This is a genomic window from Archangium sp. (assembly GCF_057119385.1).
The window spans coordinates 33,800-47,986 of the sequence record NZ_DBNGVP010000093.1; the positions used below are offsets into that span (position 1 = coordinate 33,800).

General features: G+C 69.5%; 12 protein-coding genes. 9 read left to right on the forward strand and 3 right to left on the reverse strand.

What is annotated here, in order from left to right; translation table 11 throughout:
• Positions 1 to 16 precede the first annotated feature (16 nt).
• The 3 genes from AC16DP_RS22435 (at position 17) to AC16DP_RS22445 (ending at position 2,293) form a co-directional block, all read left to right on the forward strand.
• On the forward strand, positions 17 to 607 hold the full coding sequence (locus AC16DP_RS22435) for a hypothetical protein (protein WP_329725522.1): 591 nt from the start codon (positions 17 to 19) through the stop codon (positions 605 to 607).
• A gap of 225 nt (positions 608 to 832) precedes the next feature.
• Positions 833 to 1,426 (forward strand): hypothetical protein, encoded by a 594-nt coding sequence (locus AC16DP_RS22440; RefSeq protein ID WP_329725523.1) that lies wholly within the window; start codon positions 833 to 835, stop codon positions 1,424 to 1,426.
• Positions 1,427 to 1,459: 33 nt separating this feature from the next.
• Positions 1,460 to 2,293 carry a hypothetical protein gene (locus AC16DP_RS22445; protein WP_329725524.1) on the forward strand — a complete coding sequence of 278 codons (834 nt, stop codon included), beginning with the start codon at positions 1,460 to 1,462 and terminating at the stop codon, positions 2,291 to 2,293.
• An 8-nt stretch (positions 2,294 to 2,301) separates the two neighbouring features.
• On the opposite strand, the gene AC16DP_RS22450 is transcribed toward AC16DP_RS22445, so the two are convergent.
• Together AC16DP_RS22450 and AC16DP_RS22455 are read right to left on the reverse strand one after the other, a co-directional pair.
• Complete coding sequence (locus tag AC16DP_RS22450) at positions 2,302 to 3,171, reverse strand: GNAT family N-acetyltransferase (protein ID WP_329725525.1); 870 nt, start codon at positions 3,169 to 3,171, stop codon at positions 2,302 to 2,304.
• Positions 3,172 to 3,177: 6 nt separating this feature from the next.
• Entirely contained in the window at positions 3,178 to 3,936 is a 759-nt protein-coding gene (locus AC16DP_RS22455) for an FKBP-type peptidyl-prolyl cis-trans isomerase (protein WP_329725526.1), read from the reverse strand.
• Between the two features lie 114 nt (positions 3,937 to 4,050).
• Between AC16DP_RS22455 and AC16DP_RS22460 the strand changes: the two genes are divergently transcribed.
• Together AC16DP_RS22460 and AC16DP_RS22465 are read left to right on the forward strand one after the other, a co-directional pair.
• Positions 4,051 to 6,081: a CHAT domain-containing protein gene (locus AC16DP_RS22460; protein WP_329725527.1), complete on the forward strand. Its 2,031-nt coding sequence runs from the start codon at positions 4,051 to 4,053 to the stop codon at positions 6,079 to 6,081.
• Positions 6,078 to 8,387: an nSTAND1 domain-containing NTPase gene (locus AC16DP_RS22465; RefSeq protein WP_483956855.1), complete on the forward strand. Its 2,310-nt coding sequence runs from the start codon at positions 6,078 to 6,080 to the stop codon at positions 8,385 to 8,387. Before AC16DP_RS22460 ends, AC16DP_RS22465 begins: the two co-directional genes overlap by 4 nt.
• 26 nt (positions 8,388 to 8,413) lie before the next feature.
• On the opposite strand, the gene AC16DP_RS22470 is transcribed toward AC16DP_RS22465, so the two are convergent.
• Entirely contained in the window at positions 8,414 to 8,725 is a 312-nt protein-coding gene (locus tag AC16DP_RS22470; RefSeq protein WP_329725529.1) for a hypothetical protein, read from the reverse strand.
• Positions 8,726 to 8,827: 102 nt separating this feature from the next.
• On the opposite strand from AC16DP_RS22470, the gene AC16DP_RS22475 reads away from it, so the two are divergent.
• The 4 genes from AC16DP_RS22475 to AC16DP_RS22490 all read left to right on the forward strand — a co-directional run bounded on the left by AC16DP_RS22475 (position 8,828) and on the right by AC16DP_RS22490 (position 14,182).
• Positions 8,828 to 10,774, forward strand: a complete 1,947-nt coding sequence (locus AC16DP_RS22475; RefSeq protein WP_329725530.1) for a hypothetical protein — start codon at positions 8,828 to 8,830, stop codon at positions 10,772 to 10,774.
• A gap of 67 nt (positions 10,775 to 10,841) precedes the next feature.
• Complete coding sequence (locus AC16DP_RS22480; protein WP_329725531.1) at positions 10,842 to 11,192, forward strand: hypothetical protein; 351 nt, start codon at positions 10,842 to 10,844, stop codon at positions 11,190 to 11,192.
• A 108-nt stretch (positions 11,193 to 11,300) separates the two neighbouring features.
• Positions 11,301 to 11,816 carry a winged helix-turn-helix transcriptional regulator gene (locus AC16DP_RS22485; RefSeq protein WP_329725532.1) on the forward strand — a complete coding sequence of 172 codons (516 nt, stop codon included), beginning with the start codon at positions 11,301 to 11,303 and terminating at the stop codon, positions 11,814 to 11,816.
• Positions 11,817 to 11,908: 92 nt separating this feature from the next.
• Positions 11,909 to 14,182, forward strand: a complete 2,274-nt coding sequence (locus AC16DP_RS22490; protein WP_329725533.1) for an adenylate/guanylate cyclase domain-containing protein — start codon at positions 11,909 to 11,911, stop codon at positions 14,180 to 14,182.
• Positions 14,183 to 14,187 lie beyond the last annotated feature (5 nt).

Here is a 14,187-nt window from a genome sequence, read left to right on the forward strand (position 1 = left end):
TGCCACAATGGGATCCATGCCCTCCCAGCCCGCCATCCGTGGCTTCGCCTGCAGGGTGCTCCTCGACGGTGCCCGGGCCCTGCCCGCCGACAAACAGCAACGGGTGCTGTCGCGAGTCCCTCCGCAGACGCTCGCGCTCTTCGAGTCCGCTCCCCGGATGGGGTGGGTTCCCATCGAAGAGAGCATGAAGCTCACCGAGCCCCTCCACGCCGTGCTGGGCACCCCCGGCTTCCGTCAGTTCCTCGCCACCCAGGCGGACCGCATCGCGGCCTATCCGCTGCTGCAGACCTTCTTCGACGGCGCCGTGCGGCTGCTGGGCCTCACGCCCCAGGCCCTGCTCAAGTGGTCCACCTATGCGTGGGAGCAGGCATTCCGCGACTGCGGCCGGCTCGTGTTCCAGCCCCTCGGCGAGTCGGATGAGGGCCGCCGGGTGGAGATGCGGCTGGAGGACGTCCCGCCCATCCTGCTGATCGAGGGCACCTTCGCGCAGGCGCTCGCGGGGGCCTTCGAGATGTTCCTGCACCGCTGCAATCGCAAGGGACGGGTGGAGCTGCGGCCCGTCGGCTCGCGCGCCACCCGTTTCGTGTACGACGTCTCCTGGGAGTAGGGATTTCCCACGAGCGCGAGCACTGGTCCAGGGTGCTCGAAGGGCTCGCGCCTACCAGGTGACCGCTCCGGGTGACTCGAGCGGTGCCGTGCCCCCCACCGGACCGGTGGGGTAGGCGCACGCACGTCCCGGCCGGGCTCCGCCGAATTCCTGCATCAATTTCCAACTCACGGGCTCATCTGCATTGAGGCGGGTCGATGAGGACCAGCCCAAGGGGGGAACCCGATGATTCCTGTCGTCATGGCGCTGTCCATGTTGCTGTCGAGCATTCCGAGTGAAGGGCGAGCTCCATCGAGCGCGAGCCTTCCCTCGACACCTGGCGTGTCGCTTCTCGAGCCCCGGGACACGCATCCGGCCTTCAACCACTCACTCCTCGCGCAGGCCGGCGCTTCCCCTCGGAAGACCTACAAGAAGTTCCTCATCATCCGTCAGGGAGGCGAGCGCATCGAGGGCAGCGAGGGGGTGCTGCAGGCGAATCGCCTCACCGGCAAGACGCTCTCCGGTGAGTCCGTCGACATGGCCGTGGGGGACATCAAGACGCTGTACTCCAGCCAGGGCTCGCCGGTCGGATCCGGGGCCTTGTGGGGTGGAGTCACCGGGCTGGTCGTCACCGGAGTGTGCGCGCTGCCCCTGCTCAGCATCCCCCACTTCTTCTCGTATGACGGCGCCATCCTCGGCACCGCGATTGGCCTCGGCGCGGGGACCCTGATCGGCGCCGGGCTCGGCGCATGGATCGGCTCGATGGGGGATGGCTGGCAGGTCGAGCCCATCGTCGCACCCGGCAAGCTCTATGTGCTCCAGCTCACCTTCAAAGTGTAGTCCCCACCCCACGACGACTCCTTGGACAAGACCATGAACTCCCATTCCGCTGGCCGGATCATGATCGCGGCCTTCGCGCTGCTCTTCTTCGGATGCGTCCCCGCGCGCGTCTCCCTCAGGCAGGACTTCTGGAAGGACTCTCGACACACGGTCGGCGTCGCGGTGGGGCAGATGCCACCCCTCCATGTCTACCCCCTCCCCGAGGCCGAAGCGGCCGCCATGGGCCCGCTCCAAGGGGCGGTCTACATGGAGATCCGCCATCAGAAGACCGGAACCCTGGAGTCCCACCTCCAGCTCGTCGACGTGAGCAGGTTCGGAGCGGTTGCCGACCACTACGTGGAGAAGCTGCAGGCGCTCGGCTTCTCGGCCAGGAAGCTCTCCGGGCCGGTGAACATGGAGAGCCTGCCCCCGTTCCAGGCGAAGGAGTCCGGCGAGTTCGCGCGGAAGGACATGCGGTCACTCGCGCAACAGGAGGGCATCGACATGCTCGTCCTGCTCTCGGTGGACCGGTGTGGAACCAAGATGCTCCCGTTCTGGGAGATGGAAGCGATGTGCGTGGCCAGCGGAGAGCTGATCGACTTGAGGACGAACCGGGTCGAGTGGCGGGCACGCATGGAGGAGGAGGAGGGGACGAAGCCCATCAAGGAGTGGAATCAGGCCCCCGACTTCCCCGGTGTCAGCAAGAGCCTCGGCGAGGCGGTCACCCAGGCCCAGCAGTACCTGGTGAGGGACTTCTTCCGGGGCACCCCGGGCGCCCCCCCGCCTGGCTGCTCGGAGACACCGGAGTTCCGGGCGGCCTCGGCCGTGGAGAAGAAGCGGCTGCTCAGTGAGTGCGCCAAGGCGAAGTCCGCTTCAGCCGCCCCCTAGCGCCAGACTCACGTCCGGGCCATCACGGGGAAGCGGTGGGGCTGGCGGGACAGGGGCAGCTTGCGCACGAACAGGTCCGCCTCGAGGTCCTCGCCGGCCTCCTCCGCGCCGGGCCACCAGCGCTCCGGCGTGAAGCCAAACCGGATGCTCCGGATGGGCCGATCAATCAGGCGCGGAACCTGGGCGCGCAGATCGAAGGGCTCGCGGGCGAAGATGTCGTCGAGGTACAGCGTGTCGCCCTCGACGTCCGCGAACACCCACGCGTCGGCACCGAGTCTCCGCAGGGGCCGGGCGAACCCGGCCGCCGCGTACCAGCTCGCGATCGCCGCGTAGTCCCGCGCGCCGAAGCGCTCCGTCACCGGGAGCCCCTCGCGCGAGAGCGTGGCGAGCTCCGCGCGCACCTGTGCGTCCTCCAGGTCGAGCGTCGGCGCTGGCGGGCCTTCGGGGACGGCCTCGTGCCTGGCGGCGAAGAGCGTCTGCGGCCAGGGCTCGAAGCCGAAGCGCGGGTAGAACTGGCGCACCTTCGGGTTGGCGAACAGCAGCACCGGCGCGTCGCCACACGCGTCCAGCGCCGCCGTCATCACCCGGCGCGACAGGCCCCGCCCCCGGTGCGAGGGCACGCAGCCCACCGCACCGAATTGGAAGGCCCGCACCTCGTGGCCCTCCAGCCGCAGCCGCATCCGCGTCACCGAGGCATTGGCCACGACGCGGCCGTCCTCGAGCACCACGAACGCGCGGTAGTCGTCGGTCCACTCGCCCCAGTCACACCAGCGCCGGAAGTCCACGGTGCGGAACACCTGGGGCACGTAGTCGCAGAAGGCGTTGCGCAGCGCGGTGTCGCGAGGACCTATTTCGGTGACTGGCGGGACGGGGCTCATGTGTCTCTACTCCGTGGGCGGCGCGTCCTTCTGCACGTCGAGCAGCTCCACCTCGAACACCAGCGCCGAGCCAGCGGGGATGCCCGGCGTGCCACGGTCGCCGTAGGCCAGGTCGGGCGGGCACACCAGCTTCGCCTTGCCGCCCACCTTCATCCTCTGCACGCCCTCGGTCCAGCACTTGATGACGGCGCTGAGCGGGAACTGCGCCGGCTCGTTGCGCTTGTACGAGCTGTCGAACTCCTTGCCGTCCGGCAGGGTGCCCCGGTAGTGCACCTCCACGGTGTCGTCCGGACCCGGCTGCGCCCCGGTGCCCTCCTTCAGCGACTGGTAGATGAGACCGGACTCGGTGCGCACCGCGCCCGGCGCCTTGGCGGCCTGCTCCAGGAGGTCCTTGGACTTCTCCTTCTCCGCGCGGGCGGTGGAGCGGGTGCGCGCCAGCTCCGACAGCTTGGGCCCATAGACCTCGAGGTCCACCGCGGGCTCCTCGCCCGACACCTGTGCCCGGAGGCCCGCCTGCATGGCCTGCAGCTCCTCGGGCGACATGTCGAAGATCTGGAGCTGCCGGCCCATCGTGAGGCCGAGCGCGTAGAACGTCTTCAGCTCCTCGGACTGGGGCACCCCCTTCACGGCCGCGCCGGAGGACGGCGCTTCCGCCCTGGCGGGCTCCTCCGAGGACGTCTTCTGTGCCCCCTGCTGCGACGCGCAGCCCCCGAGGGTGAACAGCATCACGGCCGCACCTGCCCACGACGACACTCGCGAGTTCATCCGTCTCCTCTTTCCCGGGCTCCACCGCTCCCGACGCGGTCCCCCTCGTAGCGCGCTCCTCCCGTTCACACCAGAACGCAAGTAAACTCCGCCCATACAACCAGGGGTGGACCGGTGGCTTCGGAGCTGTGGCTGGAGATTGACATCAACCGGGTGGGGGAGGAGCTCAGCACCACGGCCCGGGGAGGCCAGAACGTGCAGCTTCCCGCCCACTCCCTGGGGGCACGGTTCTCGTCGGAGCGCGTGCGCCAGTTCGGTGAGTGGGTGAAACGGGCCGCGGCGAAGACCGCCTCCCTGACGCACTCCCCCCCAGAGGACAAGCCAGAGGGCAAGGCACTCCGCGAGGCGCAGGAACTCTACCAGGCGCTCTTCCAGCCGGGGCTGCTGGAGATCCTGCACAAGCTCCAGGGCGCCGCGGGGAGCGAGCCGGTGTTGCTGCGGCTGAACCCCCAGGAGCTCGAGCTGAAGGCCATTCCCTGGGAAGCCCTCTGCCGGCCGGGCTCGACGCTCGACTTCCTGGGCACCTCGCAGGAAGTGCTCCTCGCACGCGGCGTCGAGTCGACGCGCTTCTTGCAGCCACGCGAGGTGAAGGGGGCCGTCCGGCTGCTCGTCGTCTCTCCCGCGGACGAGGACGCACCCGCGCGGCTGCGCGCGAAGCTGCACGAGAGCATCCAGTCCGGAGAGCTCGAGTGGCTGGAGCCGCTCACCGGCCTGCGTGCGAGCAAGTCCTTCCTCCAGGAGCGACTGCGGCTGCAGCCCGTCCCGCACATCCTCCACTTCATCGGGCACGGGGGACTGGATGAGGAGGGGGCTCCCAGCCTGCAGATGGTGAGCAGGGCGGGGGAGTCGCCCGGGTTGAAGGTGGAGCTGCTGGCCCTGGAGCTGATGGCCGCCTTCCGCACGGATCTGCGCCTGGTCGTCCTGGAGTCCTGCGAAGGGGCGCAGCCCGGGGAGCTGGTGAGCGCGGCGGAGCTGCTGGCCCGCTCCGGGGCCGCCGCGGTGGTGGCGCACCTGTGGCCCGTGAAGACAGACGTGGCCCGGCACTGCTCGACGGCCTTCTACCGCTCGATCACCCAGGCCGCGGCGCAACGGGGAGATGTGGCGCGCAGCCTGAACGACGCGCGGCGCAGCATCCTCGGGCATTACGACCAGAGCGCGGAGGCCTTCTCCCCGGTGCTGTACCTGAGGGGGCACGAGTCCACCCTGTTCGACTTCAAGCGCCGCAAGGTCGTCCCCCCGAGCCCGCCCACCCAGGTGAAGCCGGCGGCTTCGACGGATCCCGGAGTGGGGGCGCTGCTGGAGCTGCTCCAGCAACCCTTCTCGCTGCTGCTGGGAGACCACTGGAGCGGCACCTTCGAGACCCTCCACAAGCTGCTGCGCGAGCAGCTCCAGGAGGCCCCCTGGACCGCGCCCGAGCACCTGCCGCTGAGCGCGCTGGCCCAGCGGTATGCGTTGCAGTCCGGGGAGGACGAGCTGCGCCTGCGCTTCCAGGAGGCGGTCAACCGGGACGTGCTTCCGTCGATGCCGCTCGTGGAGGCCCTGGCCCCGTGGCTCGGGCCCGGGTTTCACATCACGCTCTTGCGGCAGCCCGTGCTGGAGCTGGCGCTCGCCGCGCGGCGGCCCGATGTGCCGCTCTATGTCATCCAGCCCTCGAAGCTGAAGGAGCGGCCCCTCATCCGCCAACACGTGGCCGGGAAGGGCTGGGTGCCACTGGCCGAGCCGCCGGCCTCCTTCGATACGAAGCGGGATGTGGTGCTGGTGCGGCTCTACCGCGGCTACATGCCCGACCCGGTGTTCGCCCCTCCGCTGCTCACCGAGGACGACTTCCTGCGCCATGTGCGCGAGCTCGAATCCGTGCTGCCCCAGACCCTGGCCGACAAGATCTTGAGCACCCTGGCCAACCAGCCCACGCTGCTGCTGGGCATGTCCCTGCTGTCGTGGGATCACCGCCACCTGCTCCAGTGCCTCTTCCACCGGGCGCTGCCGGGCAGGAGCACCGTGCTGCTGGAGCCGGAGGACGCCACGGGCAACGCCTGGTACGAGGGTCGCGGCCTGCCCAGGGGCGTGGGCATCCAGACCGTCCAGGCCGCGTCCTCGGGACTGGCCGGGCTGCTCACCGGGCTGAGGCCTGGGGAGTCCTCATGAGCGGCAATCCCTTCCTGGGCCCCCAGCCCTACCGCTCGGGGGACCGGCACCGCTTCTTCGGCCGGAACGAGGTCACCCAGCAACTGGCGAACCGGATCCTCGCCCACCCGTGCGTCACCCTCTTCGGACCTTCCGGAGCGGGCAAGTCCTCGCTGATGCAGGCGGGCGTGCTCCCACTGCTGGAGGCCACGCACGACACCCGGGTCGTCCACATCGAGGGCTGGCTCAAGGACGAGGCACCCCTGGAGCGGCTGGTGCAGGCCATGTTCCGGCAGCTCGACCTGGGGCTGTCTCCGGCGCACCCGAGCCCCTCGCAGGGACTCGAGGCGGCGCTGGAGCTGGCGGAGCAGCAATCGGCTCGCCCCCTCCTCATCTGCCTGGATCAGCTGGAGCAGCTCTTCCAGCAGGGTCGTGACGCGAGGCACCTGGAGGAGTTCCTCGAGAGCCTCCAGGCGCTGGCGCGCAGTCCCCTGCGAGGGCTTCAGCTCGTGCTGTCGCTGCGCGAGGACTACCTGGGACGCTTCCGGGACCAGGCGCGCGGACGGCGGGAGCTGTTGGCGCAGGGATTCCGTCTGGGGCCCCTCACGGTCGGAGAGATGGTGAAGGTGGCGTGCCAGCTCGCGGAGGCGGGCACACCGGCGCAGCAGTGGTCAGGGGAGGAGCTGTCCGAGCTGATGTTCCAGGTGCGGATGGTCGGGCAGGACAGGTCGGAAGAGGCGGAGGTGCAGGCGGCTTTCGCGCAGATTGTCTGCCGGGCGCTCTGGGAGGAGCGGGCGAAGGGGGGAGCCACCGAGGTGGCCCGGGCCGAGCTGATGCTCCACCAGTACCTGGAGACGACGCTGGATGGGATGGGGGAGCTGAAGGGACACGCACAGCGCCTGCTGGAGGATCATCTGGTTGCTGGCGACAAGAGCCGGACCCTGCTGACGGAGAAGCAGGCGCACGCGGTGTTGTCCGAGCTGTCGGAGGCGGAAGCCAGCACGGTGCTGACGCGCCTGGAGGCGGCTGCCGTGCTGCACGCGGAGGAGCACCAGGGCAGCCGGTACTTCGAGCTGGGACATGACTGGCTGGCGCGCAAGGTGTTCGAACGGAGAGAGGAGCGGGTCCGTCAGGAGCAGGAGGCCAGGAGGCTGCAAGAGGAGCGGACCCGGCAGGAGGAGGAGACGCGGAAGCTTCGGGAGGAGCAGGAGCAACAGGCGCGGGAGGCCGCCCGGAAGCTGCGCGAAGAGCTCGCGGCGAGGCGGAGATTGGCACTGCTCGCCGGTGGAGCGGTGATGGTGGCCGTGCTGATGGGCCTGCTGTTGTTCTGGGCGCTGCGGCAGCGGAGTGCGGCTGAAGTAGCGACAGCACGTGCGCGCGATCATGCGTTGATGGCGGGCGCGCGCGAGCAGCTGGGGCGTTCCAGTCCGGCCATTGCCTCCAGGCTGCTCCTGGAGGTGAAGAACCCGGAGCAGGTGCGCGGGTGGATGCAGGTGGCAATCGATCTACTGAAGGTGCCTATTCCTACCTTCACCCTGCACTGCCACGAGGGCGCTCGCGACGCTTTGTTCAGTCCAGATGGGAGTCGCATCGCCGTCATGTGTGGGAATGACAGGACCGTGAGGGTGTGGAAGACCGATGGGAGTGGAGAGCCCGTGGTGCTCAGGGGCCATGAGGCCAGCGTCTGGTCGGCGGCGTTCAGCCCGGACGGCCAGCGCATCGTCACCGCCTCTTTGGACAAAACGGCGAGGGTGTGGAAGGCCGATGGGAGTGGAGAGCCCGTGGTGCTCAGGGGCCATGAGGCCAGCGTCTTGTCGGCGGCGTTCAGCCCGGACGGCCAGCGCATCGTCACCGCCTCGGAGGACAACACGGCGAGGGTGTGGAAGGCCGATGGGAGTGGAGAGCCCGTGGTGCTCAGGGGCCATGAGGACAGCGTCTTGTCGGCGGCGTTCAGCCCGGACGGCCAGCGCATCGTCACCGCCTCTTGGGACAAAACGGCGAGGGTGTGGAAGGCCGATGGGAGTGGAGAGCCCGTGGTGCTCAGGGGCCATGAGGCCAGCGTCTCGTCGGCGGCGTTCAGCCCGGACGGCCAGCGCATCGTCACCGCCTCGGAGGACAGCACGGCGAGGGTGTGGCCTGGGTCCATTTCAGAGCTTCAGCGCTTGCTGCGTGAAGTCAACACAGACTGTCTTTCTCCCCAAGCGCGCCAGACGTACCTCGATGAAAGCGAGCCGCAGGCGCAGGAGCGCTATGAGCGGTGTGAACGCTCCTACGGGCGTTCCCCCTTCTTCACGGCGGCCCCCCAGACGCAGTCCGCCGCTCCCTGATCCCACGGGCTACGGAACCACGCGCTTCACGGGCAGGCGTGCCGCCTCTCGCGATGCTCGATGAGCGGCGCGATGGCGCGAAGGAGCGAGTCCCCCACGTCTCCCTCGGGAGCGATCACACTCCAGCGCTGCGCCGCCAGGTCGTTCCGGCCCGCGTCGGCGCTCTCCCAGTTCGGCACCTCGGTGCGGCACGGAAGAGCGGGGGGCCTCGGTGCCTCCTGGAGGGACTCCATCGAGAGTCCCTGCTCCAGGACGGGCTGGTGATCTCCCGCCCGGGCGAGGAGGAGCTGAAGCTCCAGGTCTGGAGGTAACGGAGAGGCTCGTGCTGGAGGGCTCATACGCGGAATCATTCAGGGATATCGCGGAAAAAACCATTTCGCGCGGCAACCGTGAGGCCGCCCGGACGACAATGGGACAAAGCGATTTTCCAAGGAGATGAGATGAGCATCAAGCGCATGGACGGTGGGGGCGCCTCCAACGCGGCCGCGCAGGCCCGCGAGGCGGCCCAGAAGGCGGCGGCGGAAGCGGCTCGTCAGGCGGCGCTCGCGGCGGCACGTGAGGCCGCTGCGCGCGAGGCCGCGGCCCAGGCGGCGCGCACGGCGTCTCAGCAGTCGAGCTTCCAGCCCCAGGCGGCCCGCAACACCCTGAAGCTGGATGGCAACGCCGCGCCCCCGGCCTCCTCGCTCCTCACCGAGAACTCCCGCGACAGCAGCGTCAACTGCCTGGACCGCGCCGCGGACTTCATCTCCAAGAGCACGCCCCAGCTCCAGGCCCGCTCGGAGCTGGTCTTCCTGGAGGATCAGCGCGCCGGCCAGGAGGGGCAGACCGGCCACGTGGTGGTGCGCCAGGGCGAGCGCGTGCTCGACCCGAGCAGCGGCAAGAGCTACGACGACATGCAGGCGTACCTGCGCGAGCAGCCCCAGTACCGCGAGGTGGGCACGCTCCCCGGCACCACCGCCGCCAAGATCTTCTCCACCGAGCCCGGCTCGCCCGAGCGCGCCAGGGCCCTGGCCTCGGCCAACGTGTCTCCCGAGCTGCAGCGCATGATGGTGGCCGATCAGCCGCCGAGCGTCCCCAGCAACCTGCCCAACCCGGCCAACCCCCAGGACTACAACGTCTCCACCGGCAGCGCCCAGGTGGGCCCCGTCACGGTGAACTACCCGGATCAGCCCGGCCCCGTGCAGGTGGAGTTCAGCTCCTCGCTCGAGAGCGAGGTGAAGCGCGAGGACGGCTACGTCACCGTCACCATGAACGCGGAGACGTCCGTGTCCGCCTCGGGTGAGCTGGAGCTCAAGGCCGTCACCGTGGGCGGGGGCGTCTCCGCCGGCAATCAGATGACGTACGAAGTGAAGATGAAGGAGGAGGACTTCGAGCGCATGCGGCGCGGCGAGATTCCTCCGCCCCATCCGCTGGATCCGAACACGCTGCCGGATGGCGGCTCGGTGCGCCTCGAGCAGTCGCAGTTCACCGGCACCTCCATGGAGGTGGGCATTGCCTACCACGCGGCCGAGCTGGGCATGTCCAGCGACATCCGCGAAGGGGAGGGGATGATGATCGAGATGAGCCGCACCGGGGACAGCGTGCAGGTGACGGCGGGCCCCAAGGAGTTCATCGAGAACGAGGGGAAGATCAGCGTGGGCGTGGGCCCCGTGTCCGTGTCCGCCGGCCGCACCGATACCCTCACCAACTACCAGCTGCGCACGGCCACGTTCGACCTGTCCAACCCCCAGGGCCAGGAGGCCTACGACGCCTTCCGCGAGACCGGCCGCATGCCGGAGCGGGATGGGGCGGGCGTGAGCAACGCCCTGCACCTGGAGCGCGTGACGTACGAGTCGCAGAGCGAGTTCGGGCTGGAGATCGGCCCCATCGAGCTGAGCGCCGAGGGCGCCGCGAACACCGGCGACATGCTCATCACCCACCACCCGGACGGGACGACGACGCGCTCGCTGGACCTGGTGTACGGGGGCGATCACCCGGACCTCAACATCTCGCAGCGCTTCGACCAGGACGGCAAGCTCATCCCGGGCAGCGAGAGCTACACGTACAAGTTCGACACGGATGATCCGAACATGCGGGAGATCATGGTGTACGCCTTCACCGGGGACGAGGCGAAGGCCCAGGCCGCGCGCGACAGTGATGAGCCCATGACCCTGACGCTCACCCGGGATCAGATGCGGCAGCTGCAGGAGCGGGCCAGCGATCAGCCCATGAGCCACATGGGCCTGGGGGGCCTGCTGTCCGATTACGACGGCAATCCGCTCGATCCCGCCATGGCGGCGAGCATCATGGCCAGCTCGCCCGCCTACAACGAGTTCCGCCTGGTCGAGTCGCTCTTCGGCCTCTCGAACGGTGGGAGCAATCCGCCGCCCGGCACCCTCGATTACTGAGCGCCCCTGACATCCACGGTAGGCTCTCCGCGGCGGATTCCGCCGCCCGGCGTGGAGGTGTTTCCCCATGGTGGTGCCCAGGCTCCTGACGCTCTCGGCCATCGCGCGAGGAGATCGCGCGGCGGCGATCTCCCGCATCGAGGCGGCCATCTCCCGCTGCGGGTGGTTGGTGGAGGCGCGCGCCTTCTCCGGGCTCTACATGAGCTTCCAGCTGGAGCTGGAGCGTCCGCGGCTGGGGGAATTCGCGCAGCGGATGCGGGACGCCGGTGCCCCGCTGGATGCTCCTTCCGAGGCGGCGCTCGCGGATGAAGTCTCCGTCTCATCGGAGCGCGAGGGCGCCGTGCCCGCGGCGCTGGGCGTCACCTTTCCGCACGGCAATCCCGATCAGCGTCAGGTCATTCCCAGTGTGCCGGGGTAGCAATCCCAGGGTCCGCTCCTCCTTCTCATGACTGATTGCAAATTGCAACCAGTTGTAGGGTAGGGGCACTGGTGCGAGAATGCAACCGGTTTTTCCTGGAGCAGAAGGATGAGCACCGCGGCACACCGGTCGGGTTGTCCGATCAATCTCTCGCTCGAGGTCTTCGGAGACCGATGGAGCCTGATCATCCTGCGCGACATGATGTTCGGCGGCCGGAGGCACTTCCGCGAGCTGCTGACCCGGTCGGAGGAGGGCATCTCGTCCAACATCCTGGCCGATCGCCTGAAGATGCTGCTGGACGAGGGGATGATCACGAAGACGGATGATCCCAGCCACAAGCAGAAGGCGGTCTACAGCCTGACGGAGAAGTCCATCGCGCTGGTGCCCATCTTCGCGCACCTGGGGGCCTGGGGACGCAGGTACCTGCCGGTGAGCGAGGAGCTCAGCATCCGCGCGCAGCTGCTGGAGGAGGGCGGCCCGGCCCTGTGGGATCAGTTCATGGCCGAGCTGCGCGAGCTCCACCTCGGCGAGCCGGCGAAGCGCGAGGGCCCCACCGTCGCCGAGCAGCTCCAGGCCGCCTACGAGAAGGTCCTCGCCCGGCAGGCCGCGAAGACCCGGCGCTGAGTGCGCGATCAGGGTGGGGATGCGCGGGGCGCCATGCGCTTCGTTCCCTTGCTCGTCCTCTGTAGAGTCGCCGGCCGAGGGGAAATCCACGAATGGCGAGTGACATCTGGAAGTTCCTGCCGCCGCGCCTGCGCAACCGCCTGCCTCGGATGCTCGGCGTGGCGGTGCTGTCCACGGCCGTGGCGGCGGGGTGCTGGCTCCTGGGCGGGCTGGGGCTGCCGGCCCTGGAGCGTGCCCTCTCCGATCGCGCGCTCACCACCTTCACCCGGAGCCGCGGCCTGTCCCCCGACATCGTCGTGGTGGCCATCGATCAGTCGACCCTCGATGGCGTCCGGAACAACCCCACGTACGCGCGCGACTTCGGCCCCTATCCGTGGAATCACTTCCTGTGGGCCCGGGTGATGGAGGAGCTGGCCCACCAGGGTGCCCGGGCCGTGCTGTTCGACGGGGTGATGGACGAGCCCTCCACCGATGGGAGCGCGGAGCTCGAGCTCGCCCGCGTGCTGCGGGACACCCGGCTGCCCGTGTACCTGGGCGTGGCCACCCATCCCAGGGCCGCGCCGCTCCCCAAGGTGGAGCCCGTTCATCCTCCTGCGGCCCAGGACTTCGGCGAGGGGGCCGATCCCACGGCGGTGGCCCGGGTGCTGGCCTTCCCGGTGCGCACGGATGGACGCGCGCTGCCGCGCCTGGAGTCCGAGTCCGTGCCGGGCGTGCGCCAGTCCCACAACCTCATCCCTCCCGTCACGCCGCTGCTCGCCGAGGCGAACGGGTTCGGCCTGGTGGAGCCGGAAGTGGATTCCGATGGGCTCTCGCGGCGCACCCGCTTCGCGTACACGGATGGCACCAACGCCTACGTCACGCTTCCCGTGGCAGCGGCGGCGGACTTCTTCGGGGCCACGGAGCTCGTGTTCTCCGGCCGGACCTTGCGGCTGGGCCAGCGCGAGCTTCCGGTGAACCCCGATGGCAGCGCGGCGCTCGACTTCGGCGGCCCGCTGCACGAGCGCTTCCGCATCGTCCCCGTCGTGGCGCTGCTGGACGCCTGGGCCCTGCGCCAGGAGGGCCAGCCGACGGGGCTCGACAAGAACCTGTTCCGCGACCGGATCGTGGTCATCGGCCCCACGGCGTTGGGGCTCGGCACACCCGCGTCCACTCCGTTCGCGGCGTTCGTACCCGGGATGAGCTCGCGGCTCGCCGTGCTGGAGAACATCTTCTCCGGCCGCTTCATCACCGAGGCTCCCTTCTGGGTGAGCCTGCTCTTCGCGCTCGGCCTGGCCGTGCTGTCCGCGGTGCTGCTGATGACGGTGCGCTCGCCCACGCTGGAGCTGGCGTGGCTGCTGCTGGCCGTCGTCCCCCTCGTCTTCCTGGCCATGGGGGCCTCGTTGGCGCTGGGGCGGGTGCACCTGCTCGGAGCGATGCCCGTGACGGCGGGCCTGCTGTCCAGCCTGGGCGCCATGGCCTCCAACCACCTCTTCGCCAACCGCGAGGCCGCCTTCATCCGCCAGGCCTTCAGCCGCTACATGGAGCCCCGCCTCATCGAGCAGATGATCGAGGAGAACCAGCTCCCCCGGCTGGACGGCGAGGAGCGCGAGCTCACCGCCTTCTTCAGCGACATCCGCGGCTTCTCCTCCTTCTCCGAGTCCTTCCAGCACAACCCCCGCGAGCTGGTGCGCGTGCTCAACCAGTACCTGACGCGGGTGAGCTCGGCGCTGCTGCGGGAGGGCGGCTGTCTGGACAAGTACATCGGCGACGCGGTGGTGTGTCTCTTCGGCGCGCCCGCCAACCACGAGGACCACGCGGTGCGTGCCTGCCGGGGTGCCCTGGCCGCGCAGGCCGAGGTGACCCGGCTGCGCAAGGAGTTCCGCAAGAAGGGCCTGCCGGACGTGTACACGCGCATCGGCATCAACAGCGCCCGGCTCTTCGTGGGCAACTTCGGCAGCGAGCAGCTCTTCGACTACACCGCCATGGGCGACGGTATGAACCTCGCCTCGCGGCTGGAGGGCGCGAACAAGGCCTATGGCTCGCTGATCATGATCGGCCCGCGCACCTATGAGCTGGCGCGCGAGCACATCGAGGTGCGCGAGCTGGACCGGGTGCGGGTGGCCGGCAAGGCCGAGGCGGTGACGGTGTACGAGCTGCTGGCGCTCAAGGGCGAGCTGCCGGCGGAGAAGCGCTGGACGGTCAAGCGCTACCACGAGGCGCTCGCGCTCTACCGGGAGCAGCACTTCGCGGAGGCGGCCGGCATCCTCGCGGCGCAGCTGTCCGAGGATCCCGAGGACGGCCCCACGGCCGTGTTGCTCGCGCGCTGCCGCGAGTACGAGCAGCACCCGCCCGCGCACTTCGACGGCGTGGCCAACCTGGAGAAGTGACTCCC